The sequence below is a fragment of the Gardnerella sp. KA01002 genome (genome assembly GCF_049244015.1).
GTDB classification, from domain to species: Bacteria; Actinomycetota; Actinomycetes; order Actinomycetales; family Bifidobacteriaceae; genus Bifidobacterium; species Bifidobacterium vaginale.
This window is the reverse complement of the sequence record NZ_CP058365.1, coordinates 556,860-574,957: the sequence shown is the minus strand read 5'-3', so window position 1 is coordinate 574,957 and position 18,098 is coordinate 556,860. Positions and strand designations below refer to the sequence as shown.

The following is an 18,098-nucleotide window of genomic DNA, read 5'->3' as shown; positions in this document are numbered from 1 at the left end:
TATTCCGTTGCTAAGAAACAAAAAATCAACGAACAAAAAACATTAAAGGACAAGGGGAAAAATATGAAAATCACAAAGAAGAACACAAAGATTATTGCAGCTTTTACAGCACTAACTGCGATTTTGGGGCTTTCACTAAGCGCATGCGGATCTTCTGCAAATGGAGCAACTAAAGACGATAAGGTGATTAAGGTTGCAGCTTCCCCAACTCCTCACAGCGATATTTTGAACAAAGTAGTTAAGCCAATTTTGCAAAAACAAGGCTATAAGTTGGTTGTTAAGGAATTTACTGACTACGTGCAACCAAATACTGCTGTAGAAGAAGGCGAAGCAGACGCAAACTACCATCAGCATTTGCCATACTTAGATAACTTTAATAAAGAAAGAGGAACGCATATTATTTCTATTGCTGGAATACACTTTGAACCATTTGGACTTTACCCAGGAAAGACTAAAACAATTAAGGACTTAAAAGATGGCGCAACAGTTGCGGTTCCTAGCGACCCAACCAACGAAGCTCGCGCACTTCTTCTTTTGCAAGACGCAGGTCTTCTTAAGCTAAAGAATCCAAAGGATGTTAACGCAACAAAGAAAGATATTGTTTCTAATCCAAAGAATCTAAAGTTTAAGGAAATAGACGCCGCTTTGGTTCCAACAGTTGTTAAAGACGTTGATTTAGCTGCTCTAAACGGAAACTACGCTATTCAAGCTGGATTTAACCCAACTAAAGATCCTCTTACAAGCGAAAAAGTTGGAGGCGTAGCTGCTAAAACATACGAAAACATTATTGCTGTTAAGAAAGGATCCGAAAAGCTTGCTAAAATCAAGGCTCTTGTAAAAGCGTTAAAAACAGATGCAGTTCGTGATTTTATAAAGAAAAACTACAACGGCGCTGTTTTGCCAGTTTTCTAAGATGATTGCATTGTTCTAACCTTAAGCAAATATGAGACATGTGCCTCACAAAAGCATAGAGGCACGTGCCTCATATTTGCTTTTCAAAATCAGTGAGAGATAATATGATTCAAATTGAGCATCTTTATAAAACTTACTCAAGTGGTAAGCAATCGCACGAAGCACTTAACGATATTAATTTAACTATTGAATCAGGCGAAGTATTTGGTATTTTGGGATCTTCTGGAGCTGGAAAATCATCATTAGTCAGATGCATGAACTTGTTAGAACGTCCAACATCTGGAAGAGTGCTAATAGACGGAAAAGATATTACGGACGCCAAAAATAGAGATTTATCTAAAATAAGATCGAATATTGGAATGATTTTCCAAAACTTTAGTCTTTTTCAACAGCGAACTGTGTTACAAAATGTGACTTTTCCTTTGGAACTAAACAACACTCCTAAAGAAAAAAGAGAAGAACGAGCAAAGTATTTACTCGATCTAGTTGGATTAAAAGATTTAGCAAACCGCTACCCTGTTCAGCTTTCTGGCGGACAACAGCAAAGAGTTGCAATAGCGAGAGCACTTGCTAATAATCCTTCTATAATGCTTTGTGACGAAGCAACAAGCGCCTTGGATTCAACAACTACAGCACAAATACTTGACTTGCTTAGAAGAATCAACCGAGATCTTAACGTAACACTGGTTATTATTACTCACTCGTTAGCAGTAGCAAGAAATATTTGCGATAGGGTTGCTATGATTGACGGCGGAAAAATCGTAGAGATCGGCGACACTTCAACACTTTTCAAAAATCCTCAAAGCAATATTTTAAAAACGCTTATTGCAGACGAACATGTTGAAAACCATAGGGGAACTAAATCCAATAATAGTAATTCCGAAAATGAAATAACCACTAATAGCGCAACAAACAATGGGGTGAAATAAAAATGCCAGAAAATATTTCACAATTTATAGACGAATATGGAGAACTACTTATTGAAGGCACAAAAGATACAATATCTATGACTTCAATATCTACACTATTCGCATACGTAATAGGATTACCAATAGGAGTTCTTCTTATAACAAGCGCAAAACAAGGAATACGTCCTAACTCATATTTGAATGCGGTTTTAGGTTGGATTGTAAATATTGTTCGCTCAATACCGTTTATAATCCTACTTGTTGCAATAATTCCACTTACTAGACTTATTGTTGGAACGTCTTTGGGAGTTTCTGGCGCTATTGTTCCTCTTGTTTTAACAGCTGCACCATTCGTAGCGCGAATTGTTGAGCAATCTCTTGCAGAAGTTGATGTAAGTCTTATAGAAGCTGCACAAAGTTTTGGCGCAAGCAATACGCAAATAGTATTCAAAGTATTGCTTTTTGAAAGCTTGCCTTCATTAATTCGTGGAGCGGCATTGACTTTCATTACACTTTTTGGATTCTCTGCAATGGCTGGAACTGTTGGCGCAGGCGGTCTAGGAGATATTGCAATTCGCTACGGATATCAGCGTTACCAATACGATGTTATGAGTGTTGCTGTTATTTTCTGTATTCTTCTTGTGCAAGTAGTACAAACTGTTGGAGATTTAATATCCAATAAAATCAACCATCATGAACGTCGATAATATCCAATAAAAAGTCACAAATAAAAAAGTCACAAATAAAATCCTAGTAGCGTAAGATACAGTAAAATCTATTAATCGCTTCTAGGATTTTCTATTTATCAAATGATCAACCATTCAACATGCCTACGATTTATTAAAAAGCTACTAAATAATGTAGAATGTCTGCGTCACAACATTTTGCAGGGGTGCTTTCTTTTTAAAGAAGGCTGAGATAGGTGAAAAACCTGACCCTTCGAACCTGTTAGTTAATACAACGTAGGGAGCAACGATTAAGTATGACCTCAAACTATCCATACGCATCAATGCGTGACCAGTTCAACCTAAACACATGTTTTATTGCAGATCCTAAACTATGCAAAAGTCGCGCACTCACGGATATAGTTGACGACTCTTTACGCGCAGGATCAACATTCATAAGGCTTAATTGTGCGGATGAAAGCGCAAAAGAAATCACATCAATCGCACGAGATATTGCACAAATCATAGAAGATAACGATAAATGTGATTCAGTAACTTTCGTAATAGACGGAAGAGTTGACGTTGTCTGGCAGGCAAGAAATCAAGGAATTAAAGTCGATGGAGTTCATCTTGCGCAAAGCGACATGGAACCTAAAGAAGCACGAGCACTTTTGGGAGAAGACGCAATAATAGGCTTGTCCGTAGAAACAGAAAGTCTTGTTAAGGTTATTAATGAACTTCCTGATGGCTGCATTGATTATATTTGTGTAACGGCAATGCATAATCCAGAAGATGGTTGCGAAAACATTACTCCAACTTATGAATTAGAACCAAATCACACTATTTTAGATGGAGCAAAGATTAATACTATTTGCTCAGCAAGCGATTTTCCAGTACTTGTTGGAGGAAGAACATCTTTAGAAGATGTTGACATGATTGCTCGCAGTAAGGCTGCAGGATTGTTTGTATCTGAAGCATTGTACGCAAGCGAAACACCAGAATCCACAATGAGTGAATTCGTGGAACGCTTTACGCACATTCGCGGCAATCAAAAGCACGGTTATGCAAAACGCGTTATAATTCAGGAAAAAGCTGATGAGAAAGCTAACAATACGCCAAAGTTCATTAATGCTAAAGAAGCAAAAGATGCTGCAAAATTAGCAAAGCAACAGCGCGTTGATATTGCTTCTCGCGGATGTACTCAGAGGGACAAAGCTCATATTCGTAAAACTACGCCAGTTCACTTTGAATATGAATATGGTTCTTACGATTTGGAAGTTCCTTATACAGAAATTAAGCTTTCTGATACTCCAGGCGTTGGTCCTAACCCACCATTTAAGGATTACAACACAGAAGGTCCTAAGTGCGATCCTAAGGAAGGCTTGGCTCCACTTCGTCTTGATTGGATTAGAGATCGTGGCGATGTTGTTGAATATGAAGGTCGTAGTCGAAATCTTCAAGATGACGGCAAGCGAGCTATTAAGCGAGGAAAAGCTTCAAAAGAGTGGCGTGGTCGCACTCATAAGCCAATGAAGGCTGCAGATCATCCTATTACACAGATGTGGTACGCGCGTCATGGAATTATCACTCCAGAAATGCAGTATGTTGCTACTCGCGAAAATTGCGATGTGGAACTTGTTCGCTCTGAAGTTGCATTTGGTCGCGCTGTGATTCCTTGCAATATCAACCACCCTGAAGCAGAACCTATGATTATTGGTTCTCGCTTCTTAACTAAGCTAAACGCAAACATGGGTAATTCTGCTGTAACATCTTCTATTGACGAAGAAGTAGAAAAACTTACGTGGGCTACTAAGTGGGGTGCAGATACCGTTATGGATCTTTCCACAGGTAACGATATTCACACAACTCGCGAGTGGATTTTGCGTAACTCCCCTGTTCCGATTGGTACCGTTCCAATGTATCAAGCTTTGGAAAAAGTTGAGGATGATGCTTCTAAGCTCAGCTGGGAGCTTTTCCGCGACACTGTTATTGAACAGTGCGAGCAAGGCGTTGACTACATGACTATTCACGCAGGCGTGCTTCTTCGCTACGTGCCTCTTACTGCAAACCGCGTAACTGGTATTGTTTCTCGAGGCGGATCCATTATGGCTGAATGGTGCTTGCAACACCATCAAGAAAGCTTCTTATACACTCACTTCGAAGAATTATGTGAGATTTTTGCCAAGTACGATGTTGCGTTCTCTTTGGGAGATGGTTTACGACCAGGAAGCTTGGCTGATGCAAACGATGCTGCTCAGCTTTCCGAGCTTATGACGCTTGGTGAGCTTACTAAGATTGCTTGGCAACACGATGTTCAGGTTATGATTGAAGGCCCAGGACACGTACCATTTGATACGGTACGCATGAATATTGAAATGGAGAAAGCGATTTGCCAGAATGCTCCATTCTATACTCTTGGTCCTTTAACAACCGATACTGCACCAGGATATGATCACATTACTTCCGCTATCGGCGGCGTTGAAATCGCTCGTTATGGCACAGCAATGCTTTGCTACGTCACTCCTAAAGAGCATTTAGGACTTCCTAATAAGGACGACGTTAAGCAAGGTGTTATTGCTTATAAGATTGCTTGTCACGCTGCGGATCTTGCTAAGCATCATCCGCATGCCATGGATAGAGATAACGCTATAAGCAAGGCTCGTTTCGAGTTTCGCTGGCTGGATCAGTTTAATTTAAGCTACGATCCAGATACCGCTATCGCTTTCCATGACGAAACGCTTCCAGCAGAGCCAGCAAAAATGGCTCACTTCTGTTCCATGTGTGGACCAAAATTCTGCTCAATGGCTATTTCTCAGAATATTCGCAAGCGTTTCGGTGGCGCAGATCAACAAGAACAACTTGTTGAAGAAGCCCGCAGTCAGGCTATTGCCGAGGGTATGAAAGAGATGAGTAAAAAGTTCCAGGAAGCTGGTTCAACGTTGTATCAAAGCGCCAAAGCGTAGAGTATCTATGTTTCTAAAGTTTTGATATTACGAAAATAAGGCGAGTTAATGCAAGATTAATCCTGCTCAAGCTCGCCTTATTTTTATTTGCAACAGTTTTATTTGCAACAGTTTTGAACAGTCTTTAACATATGGGAAAATCGCATTATGACACTTATCAATATGCATACGTCCGAAGGCGATATAAAGATTAATCTTTTTGACGATAAAGCGCCTATTACAGTAAAAAATTTCGTTGACTTGGCGACTGGTTCAAAAGAGTGGATGAATCCTTTTACGGGAGAAAAATCCAACGAACCATTCTATGACGGTTTGACATTCCATCGTATTATCAAAGACTTTATGATTCAAGGCGGATGCCCTCTTGGAAACGGAATGGGTGGTCCTGGCTACGAATTTGACGATGAGATTGACCCATCCTTAAAGTTTGATAAACCGTATCTTCTTGCAATGGCAAATGCTGGAAAACAGCGCGGACGAGACGGACGCTTACACGGCACGAATGGATCTCAGTTCTTTATAACTACCGTGCCAACTCCTTGGCTTGATGGTCATCACACCATTTTTGGAGAAGTCGTGGATGATGAATCTAAAGCTGTTGTAGATAAGCTCGAATCTGTTCCAACAGATAGGTCTGATGCCCCACTAGAGCCAGTTGGAATTATATCTATTGAGGTTATTAAGTAATAACATTAATTAAAATAAAGCATAAATAATATAAAATTGCAATAATAAAACTTCCAGCCAAAACATTATTTGACTGGAAGTTTTATTGTTTAGGTTTTCTTGTTTAGTCGCGTTCCATTTTTCTGAGTCGCGGTTCCGCACTATCTTTTGCGCCCGTAATTCTATAAACGTCAAAAACGCCATCAATCTTACGAATTGCAGCAAGAAGAGTGTTCAAATGCTGAGGATCTGCCATTTCAAACGTAAATTGACTTGTAGCAACGCGGTCATCTCCAGTAGCAATCGTTCCCGAAAGAATGTTTACACCATGATCCGAAAGAACTCGCGTAACATCCGAAAGCAAATGCTGACGATCCAAAGCTTCTACTTGAACTTTAACAAGGAACAAGCCTTTATCGCTAGTCCATTGAACAGGAATAACACGCTCCGACTGTGACTTTTGCAAATCAATCATATTCTGGCAATCCGTTCTATGAACAGAAACACCCTGATTTCTAGTTATAAAACCAACAATGTCATCTCCAGGAACAGGCATGCAACAGCGAGCAAGTTTAACCCACACATCTCCAACGCCCTTTACGGAAACACCAAGAACACCATTAGATTTGCGATTACGCTCAACTCTCCTAAGCGGAAGTGCTTCTTCCTGAGCTTCTTCAGCTACTTCTTCACTACCAGCATCTTTAACAAGACGAGAAATAACGTTTTGAGTGGAAACTTGACCTTCGCCAATTGCAGCGTAAACAGCTTCTACATTAGCAGTTATATTAAGCTCTTCTGCAACACCTATTAACGCTTGTGGAGTAAGTAAAGTAGATAAAGGCAAATTACGTTTACGCATAGCTCGCGTAAGCTCGTCTTTACCCTCTTCAATCGCCTCCGAACGGCGTTCCTTGCTAAACCATTGACGAATCTTATTTCTAGCTCTAGGGCTTTTTACAAAGCTGAGCCAATCTCTTGAAGGACCAGCAGTATCAGACTTTGATGTAAGAACTTCTACAGTATCGCCATTGTTAAGCTTAGTGTCAAGTGGCACAAGCTTTCCATTTACGCGAGCGCCCATCATTCTGTGACCAACCTCAGTATGCACAGAATAAGCAAAGTCAACTGGAGTTGCATCTTGCGGAAGAGCAACAATACTTCCCTTTGGAGTAAACACGTAGACTTCCGAAGCTCCAAGATCTTGCTTTAAGGAACCCAAGAATTCGTCAGAATCTGGCGTTTCACTGGTCCAATCTGCAAGCTGCTGAATCCACTTTAAATTATCTAATTCGCTAAGCTCTTTGTTTTCTTCTTGTTCACGCTTAACATCACCTTTATCTGGCTTACTTAAAGCGCGACCAGCTTGTCCGTTTGCCTTATACTTCCAGTGAGCAGCAATACCAAATTCAGCACGCCTATGCATGTCCCATGTGCGAATCTGAATCTCCACAGGCTTTCCACCAGGACCTACAACAGTAGTGTGCAAGCTTTGATACATATTTAGCTTAGGCGTTGCTATATAGTCCTTAAAACGTCCAGGAACAGGACTCCAGCGCGCATGAACTGCGCCTAATGCAGCATAACAGTCCCGAATAGAATCAACGATTATTCGCACACCTACAAGATCGTAAATATTTTCAAAATCATGTCCTCGAACAATCATCTTTTGATAGATTGAAAAATAATCTTTTGGACGCCCCTTAACAGAAGCTTTTACATGTTGCTGGTTTAAATCTTCATTGATTTCTTCTAGAATTTGACGCAAATAAACTTCACGTTGACCAGCTCTACGAGCAACTAAAACTACTATTTCGTTATAAATTTTTGGATATAAAACTTTAAAGCTTAGCTCTTCAAGCTCTGTCTTAATTGCGTTCATACCGAGTCGATTTGCAAGAGGAGCGTAAACATCTAGAGTTTCACGAGCCTTTTTATGCGAGCTAGATGGCTTAACGTATCTCCATGTACGAGCGTTATGCAAACGATCTGCAAGTTTTACTACCAACACTCGCACATCTCGGCTCATTGCAACAACCATTTTTCTGATTGTTTCTGCCTGAGCGCTTTCTCCATATTCCATGTTTGATATTTTTGTAACACCGTCGACTAATCCTGCAACAGTATCACCAAAATCAGCCCTACACTCTTCTAGCGTGTAATCCGTATCTTCAACAGTATCGTGTAATAATCCTGCAGCAACAACTATAGGACCCATTCCTAGGTCAGCTAAAATCTGAGCAACAGCAAGAGGATGAATAATATATGGTTCGCCTGATTTACGCCTTTGACCAGTATGCTGTTTTACGGCTCTAGCATAAGCTTTGTGCAAAATCTCCATATTCTCATCGGGATGATGCCACTTACACATTCGCAATATTGGGCACAATGGGTCTCGCATATCTTCGCTAATTTCACATCCGAGCATGTTAGCGCCCTTAATGTCGTCTTGATTTTCACCCATCGAATATCACCTCCCGATTTATAGTTACTATCCTACATTGTAAAACAAGCTAAATCATACAATAATCTACATGTCTAATATTAAACACAATAAACTTAATATTAAATACAATAAATCCGACTCAGTCTAATAAACTTAGCTCTGGCCGGATTTATGTAATTTATTGCACTCCAGTAGATCCAAATCCTTTTGTAGATCTATCTGATCCTGGAAGCTTATTTGCTTCAATAAAATTAGCTTCAACATAACGCTGGATAACTAGTTGAGCTATACGATCTCCACGATGGAACTGCACAGTATTGTTCGGATCCATATTTATCAACGGAACCTTAATTTCACCGCGATACCCAGCATCAACGGTTCCTGGCGCGTTAAGAACTGTAACACCTTGTTTTACAGCGAGACCAGAACGCGGATGAACTAGAGCAACGTATCCAGCTGGCAAAGCTATAGCAACACCAGTTGGAACCAGAGCACGTTCAAATGGGCGCAAAGTCACATCTTGCGTAGTTCGTAAATCCGCCCCAGCATCTCCAGCATGAGCGTAAGAAATATGTTCCATAGCAGGCTGATTACTATCAGTATCATTCAAATTATCCAAATACTTGATAAGAACTTCTACCTGTTCTGGACCAGTGTAGGTCTCGTCATAAGACATTAGGCTGCGCACTCCTTACAAACTGGCTGACCATCTTGAGACATTTGTGCAAGCTGACTACGATGCTTTACGAGGAAACACTCTGAGCAAATAAATTCATCACCCTGCATTGGTATTACTGTAACAGACGCATCTTCATTGCTTAAATCTGCACCTGGCAACTCGTAATCTTCTGCAATAGCATTCTCATCATCGTCTATATCGTTAGCAGAGCTTTGTGAACCCTTACTCAACGCTTCCAATGACTCCTCGTCTTCGTCTTTACTACGAGGAGAATCATAATCCTGTGCCATTATGGTCCTTTCGTTTTTAAAACTACTTACTAAATCTACTTTTATACTTTTAGCTATCTAATAAAAGCTACCTACGCGCATAGCATACATGAAAGCTACCCCGCATAGAATACTCGCTTTTTTATTCATAGAAAATGGCAAAGAAGGCAGACTATGGACTAAAGTATGTTATAAGTAGCGTTAAAAGCGAGGAAAGTGGTGCACAATGCTTGAAAATCCGCCAAAAGAGGCGAGTTTCGATCATGTGGATAATAATGGCGATTTAATTTTTATTTTTGAAAACACGCCGTTAAAAATTCATGTTGACGACACGCTGGAGCGCGCGATTGCCGAATCAAAAAAACTAACAAATGTTGGTGGCGATAATCAAAACACAGTTAATTCTATTGGTAAATCTGATGATTCGCCAGCTGCTACCACGGCAACACTACCTATATCTCAGATACAAGCACTGATACGTGCTGGCGTCGATCCAGAACATGTTGCAAAGCGATATAACGTAAGCGAATCTCAAGTTAAAAGATTCTCTAGTGGCGTTGAAACAGAAAAACAGTACGCTATTGAGCAATTCTTAACAGTTCCAGCTCCAAAACAAAGCAATATGAGAACTATTTCAGATTTGATCGAACGAACTCTCGCAAAAGCACATATTGGAATGGAAACTGTAAAATGGCGTGCCACAAGACGCGGACTTGAACCATGGCTTATAACAGCAGAGTTCAACACTGCTACTCGAACAATAAAAGCAGAGTGGACTTGGAATATGCACGACAACTCTATTACGTGCGCAAACCCTTCATCTAGATTGTTGCTTGGCGAAGAAGTTATGAACAATGATTCTTCTTCTAAAAAATCACAGTTTGGAGGAGCTTATAGAGACACAGTAAGCATAAACTTCCCATTCGCAAATGATGAGCTTCCAGGAAATTCGATTCGTTCTGCAAGAATAGAACGTGCTGTGAGTCAGTGGGAATCAAGGAATAGCGTTAATCTTGCAAATGTTGCTATTCAAACAGAGGCTGCACAAAAAGAACAAAACAGCAACAATACTAATAATTCTTTAGATGGTTATACAGAAAATCCAATTCTAAGCGATTTGGTATCAAACTCTACTCCATCTAACAATCCAGATAATACAGAACAGTCTTCTGCAAACGTAAAAAACATAGAAGCCGCAGAAACTGCTGCAAATATTGCAAACTCTTCTTCTAATTCTGGAATCTATAAGTCTAAAGAAAATTCAGAGAATGAAGATAGTAGCGAAAATACGAGCGCAAACATTTCACAAGATAATTCTAGTGAAAATGCGGTAGTCGATTCTTCCAATTCTGCTTCTGCAAAAAGCAAATATGCAAATTCTAAATCAAACACTTTTGGATCAGATTCTGAAGATGCGCATGTTCAAGCAGATAAAACAGTTGCTATAGAAACTCCAAAAACTGAACCAAAACAGCATATGAACGAGCATACTAGGGCTAAGAAGAGCACGAGAGCTGCTGTTCCTAGTTGGGATGAGATTCTTTTTGGAGAGGCTTAATTTATCATAAATCAAGCTATATCAACTAAGCATGGAATATCCATTTCCATGTGACTCATAGAGCCATGAACGCTTGGTAAGTTCATGGCTTTTTCTGTTTCTATCCTGGAATCCACTATAGTTACAGATGACTTTGCTTGAACAAGAACATCACCTATGACGCTTAATGCTAACGGGCTGACTTTCCCAAAAACACCATCTTTAACAGCTTGCTCTTTAGTTCTTACACGCGCTTTATCTTGCAAAACGTTAGACCATCTTAACGCAATGTCATCTGGATTTTCGCCATCTTCCGCGTAAAGCATAACAGACCTAGGCTCTCCCCCAACAAGCTTAACTCCTTTAGTAAGACGACTATCTTTTGCAATATCTATTTTCAAATCTGGATTTGATTCAATCATTCCATGGTCTGCAGTAATAACAATCAAAGTGCCTTTTTGACAATTCTTTTTTAAAAGACTCAGTTGCGCGTCTATCTGCTCAAAAGCTGAAACCCAATTCTCAGATTTCCAACCGTAATTGTGACCAACTTTATCAATATCTCTAAGGTACAAATATGTTAAACCAGGCGTTTTAGTACTATTGGCAGCATTCATAATTCTTGCTCTAGGAGTTGATCCACTTATGAATTTAGCTCCCCTAAAAGCTGCTTGAGTTAGAGGAGAATCCTCAAATTTTGAAAGACTTACATGATTCGCTCTAACACCTAAATTAGAAAGCGACTCAAATATTGTAGGCTGGCGTTGCAAATCTAATGGATCTGGAGCATCCCTAAATTGGATTAATTGACATAATGCCCCCGTTTTAGGATTTTTTTGCGTGTATCCCGTCATTGCAGTAAGACCAGGGCATGTTCCAGTGCCAAAAGTTGCCATTGCTGCAACCGTAGTACTCGGAATACAAGTCTTTATTGGACGCTGATTTGCGCAATCGTTAAGAAGATAGCGCAAATAAGGAGCATGACCTTTTCTAATAGCAAGATTCCAATAGCCAAGTCCGTCTACAAGCACAACAACAGCACTCTGTGACTTCGGAAATCCAAGACTAATGCGCGCAGTATCAGGATCATTATAAACAGCTGTACTAATCGAAGCATCAATCGAAGAGCTTACTGCTGGAAGAATCGCAGACAAACGAAGATTGGAGTTACACGAATCATCAACAAAATTCAGCAAATCATCCACAGACGGAATCTCAATACTCATAAGCAACATTGTAGTCAAAACACAAACTATACAAAATCATGAATAATGCATAACAGACTATGAGTAAAATAAGCATAAAATAAGCATTTAATAAAGTTTTGTGCACATAAATTGGTATTATAAAGGCTTGTAAATCACTTCAAGGAGTTCAAAACCATGCCTTCACGCAGCAAATCAGCAAAACAAACCTTCGACCCTAGAAAGGTTAAGGAAAACATTGTTGAAACGCCGCTTAACGAAGAAATGAGCAAATCATTCCTCGAATACGCATACTCGGTGATTTACGCGCGCGCATTGCCAGACGCTAGAGATGGAATGAAGCCTGTACAGCGCCGAATCGTGTATCAAATGGGAAACATGAACCTTACCCCAGAACACGCATACATGAAGTCTGCTCGCGTTGTAGGCGAAGTTATGGGAAAACTGCATCCGCATGGAGATTCCGCAATTTACGAGGCAATGGTGCGTTTGGCTCAGCCATTTTCTCTTAGACTCCCTCTGGTTGACGGTCATGGAAACTTTGGTTCCTTAGACGACGGTCCTGCAGCATCTAGGTACACGGAAGCGCGACTAGCTCCAGCAGCACTTGGAATGAATGCAGATATAAACGAAGACACTGTTGACTTTGCTCCAAACTATGACAATAAGCTAAAAGAACCAACTGTTCTGCCTGCCGCTATACCAAACTTGCTTGTAAACGGAGCTTCTGGAATCGCAGTTGGAATGGCCACAAATATGGCTACTCACAATCTTGGCGAAGTCGTAGCTGCAGCAAAATACGTTATGAAGCATCCAAATGCTACTCTAGACGATTTAATGCAAATAGTTCCAGGACCAGACTGGCCTGGCGGCGGCATAATTATTGGGCGAAGTGGAATCCGCGAAGCGTACGAAACTGGAAGAGGCGCTTTTACAACTAGATCGAAAACGCATATTGAAAACGTTACAGCGCGCAAAAAGGCGATTATTGTTACCGAATTACCATTTATGGTTGGACCAGAGCGCGTGCTCGAACGCATATCTCAAGGCATAAAAGCGCGCAAACTAGACGGAATATCTGGAGCAATAGACTTAACAGATAGACATAACGGAACGCGAATCGTAATCGAAATAAAAACAGGATTCGACCCAAACGCGGTTCTTGCGCAACTTTTTAAGCACACTCCGCTGCAAGAAAGCTTTACGATTAACAACGTTGCACTAGTTGATGGAAGACCTCACACAATGGGTCTTCGAGAGCTTCTAGACGTGTGGATTTTGCACAGAAGAACCGTTATTAGAAGGCGCAGCGAATTTAGACTAAACAAAGCCAAAGAGAGACTGCACCTTGTAGAAGGATTGCTTCTTGCAATGCTAGACATTGACGAAGTAATTCAAGTAATTAGGTCTTCCGAAGATGCAGAAACCGCAAAATCAAAGCTTATTAGCGTATTTGATTTAGACGAGATTCAAGCGCAATACATTCTTGACTTAAGACTTAGAAGACTTACAAAAATGAGTCGAATCGAGCTAGAAGGCGAAAAAAACGACTTATTGCAAAAAATAGATGAACTTAACGAGATTCTAAGCTCCGCAAGCCAGCTAGACAAAGTTGTGATTGCAGAAATGGATTACGCTGTAAAACAGTGGGATACTCCGCGCAGAACTATTCTTTTAGACGAACAAGAAGACGGCAGCTTTACGCCTGTTTGCACTAAAAACAGTAAAGAAGTTAATTCTGATTCAGCTATGGACGCAGTTATTGCAGCAAATCAATTGACAAATGCCCAGGCAGATGTTGCAGCAGCCGCAAGCGCCGCTCGTAAGTCTGGAGACACTGACGCAACCTCAGCGGCTTTGCAATTAAGCGACGAACCGTGTGCCGTAGCTTTGAGCACATCTGGGCTTATAGCAAGAACTAGTGTTGAAACATTCAATAGATGGCAATCACATTCTTCAAATATCTTTGACACTCCATGCTTAAACGTGTTTACTACTACTACGCGAGCAACATACGCTTTAATAACATCCGCAGGGCGATTAGTAATAGCGCATGTTGCAGACTTGCCACATTTAAATCAAGGAGATGAAAACGTTTCGGAATCTCTTTCCAATGGTGTTAAAGCAAGCGAATTATTAACTTCTACTCAAAGCACAGACCCAATTAGAGGAGAGAAAGTCGTAGCTGCTATTGCGTTGAGCGAATCTGATTCTAAAACTCCTCTCGCAATCGGAACAAAGAATGGCGTTGTAAAACGATGGAATTTTGAATCACCAACAACAATGGATTCTTGGAGCATTATTGACTTAAAAGACAACGATTCAGTAATTAATGCAGCACTTGCTAATGATGAAGATAGGCTTGTGTTTATAAGCAGCGATTCTTCCCTACTTACATTCGATGCAAAGCAAGTGCGTGCGCAGGGGCGAAGCTCTGCAGGAATGGCAGGAATTAGGCTTAATGAAGGATGCACTGTTTCTGCTTTTGCTGTAGTTGCTAAAAATGATGTTGAATGGAATTACGAAGAGGGCGAAAATGGTCTATTTTCTGCTTCTGGAAGCGTAGTATTCACTCTTGCTGGAGATAGCGACGCGCTTGCTGGAACAGAAAACGGAGCTGCAAAGATTACGCCGCTAGAAATGTACCCTACAAAGGGTCGCGGCACCGGAGGCGTGCGATCACAGCGATTCCTTAAGGGGCAAAACACGATTTTGGCAGCATACGTTGGAAACTATCCGCTTTACGCGACTACACAACGTGGAGCGAACGTAGAGCTACCTAAGCCAGATATGCGAAGAGACGCTTCAGGAACCGAGTTAGTTTCCCCAATTGCGCATATTGGGTAATCTCTTTACTGCTATAGTTGCGATTTTGTTGCTACAGTGGTAAAGAACTTGAACGATTTACGCATCATGAGGAGCCTTGGATACTTACTCGCGGCAATCTAAAAACTAATGATTCATCAAATAAAATAATCAGCAAAAACACAATAAAATCAAATTCCCCCTGCAAACAACCATACAAGTTACACAACAGGGGGAATTCTTGAATCACAATATCAACACAACATAACTTAGATTCTTACATAAAATCAACCTACTACATGCATATTTAATGCTTGCGGCGAGACTTGAACATAGACAAACCAAAACCAGCAAACAAAGACACAAACAAAGCACTTATAGACATAACCAGTGAAACACCAGTATCAGGCAAATGCTTAGCAGGAGCCTTAACATTGTAATCCTCACCAGCATCAACAGCTTTAAAACTCTGCTCAACAGAATGCTCCACCGGCTTATCCGAAGAATGAACAGGATTCAACACAGGCTGCTCAACAACAGAATACTCTGGATTCTCAGGAACAATCTCAGGAACAGGAATCCACGAATCGTCAGGAACATCAGGAACAGGCTTCGGCTCAGGTTCAGGAGTCACATCTGGCTCAGGCATAGGAGTCGGCGTTGGCGTTGGTTCAGGAGTTGGCTCAGGTGTAGGTGCAGGAGGTATTTGCGTATAAATAGCGTAAACAGTAGTATCCTCGCTTACAATTGTGGACGCAGTAAACGCATCCCCAGTTCCATTTTTATCCTTATACCAACCATTAAAAGTAAAACCAGCTTTAGTAGGATTAGCTGGCATAGACTGATCAGTTAAACCATCACCACTAATAGAGAGACCTTGCTGAACTTTCACAGTAGCATACGGTTTCTTGTCATCATCATTTATAAATTTGACGGTAGCAATCTTTCTTCTCAACACAAAAGTAACAACTTTTTGAGTAGAAATTGAGTTATCCTTATGAATCGCAATATTAAATTTTGCATCAATTGTAGCGCTATTAATATCTGCTGAATTTTCTGGTTCAACAACCCACTCATAGTTTGTAGGCGCTTCAGCAGCAGACTTTACGATGTAGTTTCCAGGAGACAAATAAGCAAAACCATTGGAAAGATAACCAGCAGCTTCACTAAGCAAAGCCGTATTTTTATTTGTTATCATTGATTGTAATGCGTTTAACTCTGGAGCTGCGCTAGACTCAGATGACTTGAAATCACCAGCAATTTGCTTATCGCCAACGTAAAGTCCAAATTTCTTACCACTCTCGATCTTGTTTTGCAAATCTTTGTATCGCACAACAAGCTGAGTAGGAATTGGTCTAAATGTCACATAATAATGCTTTGTATTTAGTTGATTGTCATCTTTATCTCGAACAATACCGTAATTGAAATTTCCAGGTTTTTTGTCAGCATTTTTAGTAGTAAAAGTACCGTCTTTTGGCGTGTCTATATCATTACTGTAATACAAATAACCAGTGATTTGCGTGTTTTTAAGCTCTTCCATAGTTGGGCGCTTAATAGAATCTTTCTTGGGATCGCCTTCGTAGCTTAGAAGAGGCGTATACATATTTCTGACAACCTGATTATTACCAAACCTAACTTTGGAAATATTTTTCGCGTCAGACAAATCGGATAAATCCAACTTGGTAAACGGTTTAGTAGAGAACCTATCAGCTTCACCAGAACTACGTTGTGGAAGATCATCATTCCCTTTAATGTTTGCTGCCTTGCGATATTGCAAATCATCTACAAAGTGAAATTGCGCGCCACATTCAGGTAGAAAGGCGACATATCCAAAAATTCCAGATGAGTCTTCATGATTAAATCCTTCATAGCCAAAAATAGCTTCATGAGTGTTGTCACCCTCCATAACAACATGAATAAACGTTTGGTTCTTTCTCATATATACTGTGATATTTGTCTTATCAGCCAAATTGGATCCAATAAGCTTCCCATTTACCTCGAGCCTGTATGAGATCTTATTGTCGGGAGCTTTATTAAAGTCAAAATCTGCTGATCCATCTGGATTTTTTAGCTCGCGGGATGATCTGTATGGGTAAAATTGACCATCGGCAGTATATACACTTTCTTTATCAACCCGCGGGAAAAATATGAATGTATCAACTCTTCCAAGCCTGCCATTATATGTATTGATAATCTCATTAATACTTCTAGTATCGCCAGATGCTTGACCATTCTCTACAGAAAATTTCTTGCCATAAGGCGTATAAAAAATCTTTTGAATAGAAGGCAGAGGTCTAACAGATGTTGTTTTATCCTGCAGCTCTTTGACTTCAGCAGGTGTAATAACATTCGGGAACGGATTGGTTACATTCTTGTCATTACTAAAATCATATATGCCATCTTTATTAGGCTTAACTTCGCTTTTCTTCTCGCCATTATTTGTAGAATCTGTTGACGCCCTATCATCTTTTGCTGCTTTAACTGATTTTTGTGTACTTACTTCATCGTTTTTTGGTTTATCCGCATCAGTAGGATCATTTCTTTTATCAGCTTTGTTATCGGCAACAGAACCACTATAGTCAGAGGAAGATGTCAACCTAGTTTCACTACTGGAAGGATCAGCATTAGCAAAGTTAGATTCATGATCTTCAGAATCAGACTTCTGTTTTCTAATAATTTCTTGTGACTGTTTAGAAGCATGTGACTGCGCCAAATCGCGCGACTTTGCAGATATATCATTCTGCACATTTTCTTGTGATTTTACAGATTTTTGTGACTTTGCTAAATCACCGGGAACCCCCCCCCATTAGAAAAATCAACACTAGTGACATTCTGCTTCACATCTGATGCAGAATTATTTTCAGACGCATTCGCAGTTTGAGCCATGCAAAAAGCGCAAGCCGCAGTAGCAATACTCATCATCGTCGTTGACAACACGATTGCAGTTTTTTTATTCATTTTAGCCTCTTCACTAAAAACTCATAAAATTACATAAATTGTACAAACAACCATTAAGCAAAGCTTAAATCCACAAAACTTATAA

At 40.2% G+C, this 18,098-nt stretch carries 13 protein-coding genes and 1 riboswitch; of the genes, 7 read left to right on the top strand and 6 right to left on the bottom strand.

The genetic code is table 11. The annotated features are described in order from the left end of the window. Positions 1–63 precede the first annotated feature (63 nt). The 5 genes from HXT60_RS02165 (at position 64) to HXT60_RS02145 (ending at position 6,135) form a co-directional block, all read left to right on the top strand. Complete coding sequence (locus HXT60_RS02165) at positions 64–912, top strand: MetQ/NlpA family ABC transporter substrate-binding protein (RefSeq protein WP_004112601.1); 849 nt, start codon at positions 64–66, stop codon at positions 910–912. Positions 913–1,016: 104 nt separating this feature from the next. Further along, complete coding sequence (locus HXT60_RS02160; RefSeq protein ID WP_014554658.1) at positions 1,017–1,841, top strand: methionine ABC transporter ATP-binding protein; 825 nt, start codon at positions 1,017–1,019, stop codon at positions 1,839–1,841. A 2-nt stretch (positions 1,842–1,843) separates the two neighbouring features. After that, entirely contained in the window at positions 1,844–2,527 is a 684-nt protein-coding gene (locus HXT60_RS02155) for a methionine ABC transporter permease (protein ID WP_421791281.1), read from the top strand. 171 nt (positions 2,528–2,698) lie between these two features. After that, positions 2,699–2,806, top strand: a riboswitch (TPP riboswitch). Further along, a complete protein-coding gene (gene thiC, locus HXT60_RS02150; RefSeq protein ID WP_032841035.1) occupies positions 2,803–5,448 on the top strand; it encodes a phosphomethylpyrimidine synthase ThiC in 2,646 nt (881 codons plus the stop codon). (Overlaps the previous riboswitch by 4 nt.) Positions 5,449–5,595: 147 nt before the next feature. Then, on the top strand, positions 5,596–6,135 hold the full coding sequence (locus tag HXT60_RS02145; protein WP_004112594.1) for a peptidylprolyl isomerase: 540 nt from the start codon (positions 5,596–5,598) through the stop codon (positions 6,133–6,135). A gap of 103 nt (positions 6,136–6,238) precedes the next feature. Here the strand turns inward: HXT60_RS02145 and HXT60_RS02140 are convergent, their stop codons facing one another. The 3 genes from HXT60_RS02140 to HXT60_RS02130 all read right to left on the bottom strand — a co-directional run bounded on the left by HXT60_RS02140 (position 6,239) and on the right by HXT60_RS02130 (position 9,529). Then, on the bottom strand, positions 6,239–8,578 hold the full coding sequence (locus HXT60_RS02140) for a RelA/SpoT family protein (RefSeq protein WP_004138463.1): 2,340 nt from the start codon (positions 8,576–8,578) through the stop codon (positions 6,239–6,241). A 160-nt stretch (positions 8,579–8,738) separates the two neighbouring features. Further along, a complete protein-coding gene (gene dut, locus HXT60_RS02135) occupies positions 8,739–9,236 on the bottom strand; it encodes a dUTP diphosphatase (protein WP_009993670.1) in 498 nt (165 codons plus the stop codon). Continuing rightward, positions 9,236–9,529 carry a DUF4193 domain-containing protein gene (locus tag HXT60_RS02130; protein WP_004112589.1) on the bottom strand — a complete coding sequence of 98 codons (294 nt, stop codon included), beginning with the start codon at positions 9,527–9,529 and terminating at the stop codon, positions 9,236–9,238. The genes dut and HXT60_RS02130 overlap by 1 nt, the downstream gene beginning before the upstream one ends. 205 nt (positions 9,530–9,734) lie before the next feature. Here HXT60_RS02130 and sepH point away from each other — a divergent pair, with 205 nt between their 5' ends. Then, positions 9,735–11,066, top strand: coding sequence for a septation protein SepH (sepH, locus tag HXT60_RS02125; RefSeq protein ID WP_410309673.1), 1,332 nt, complete (start codon positions 9,735–9,737; stop codon positions 11,064–11,066). Between the two features lie 11 nt (positions 11,067–11,077). Here sepH and HXT60_RS02120 read toward each other — a convergent pair whose 3' ends face one another. Further along, a complete protein-coding gene (locus HXT60_RS02120) occupies positions 11,078–12,271 on the bottom strand; it encodes an alkaline phosphatase family protein (protein WP_161796623.1) in 1,194 nt (397 codons plus the stop codon). A 156-nt stretch (positions 12,272–12,427) separates the two neighbouring features. Between HXT60_RS02120 and HXT60_RS02115 the strand changes: the two genes are divergently transcribed. After that, positions 12,428–15,097, top strand: coding sequence for a DNA gyrase/topoisomerase IV subunit A (locus tag HXT60_RS02115; RefSeq protein ID WP_004118080.1), 2,670 nt, complete (start codon positions 12,428–12,430; stop codon positions 15,095–15,097). 265 nt (positions 15,098–15,362) lie between these two features. Here the strand turns inward: HXT60_RS02115 and HXT60_RS02110 are convergent, their stop codons facing one another. Next, positions 15,363–17,801: an InlB B-repeat-containing protein gene (locus HXT60_RS02110; RefSeq protein WP_065189737.1), complete on the bottom strand. Its 2,439-nt coding sequence runs from the start codon at positions 17,799–17,801 to the stop codon at positions 15,363–15,365. Between the two features lie 35 nt (positions 17,802–17,836). After that, on the bottom strand, positions 17,837–18,013 hold the full coding sequence (locus HXT60_RS02105) for a hypothetical protein (RefSeq protein WP_004138544.1): 177 nt from the start codon (positions 18,011–18,013) through the stop codon (positions 17,837–17,839). Positions 18,014–18,098 lie beyond the last annotated feature (85 nt).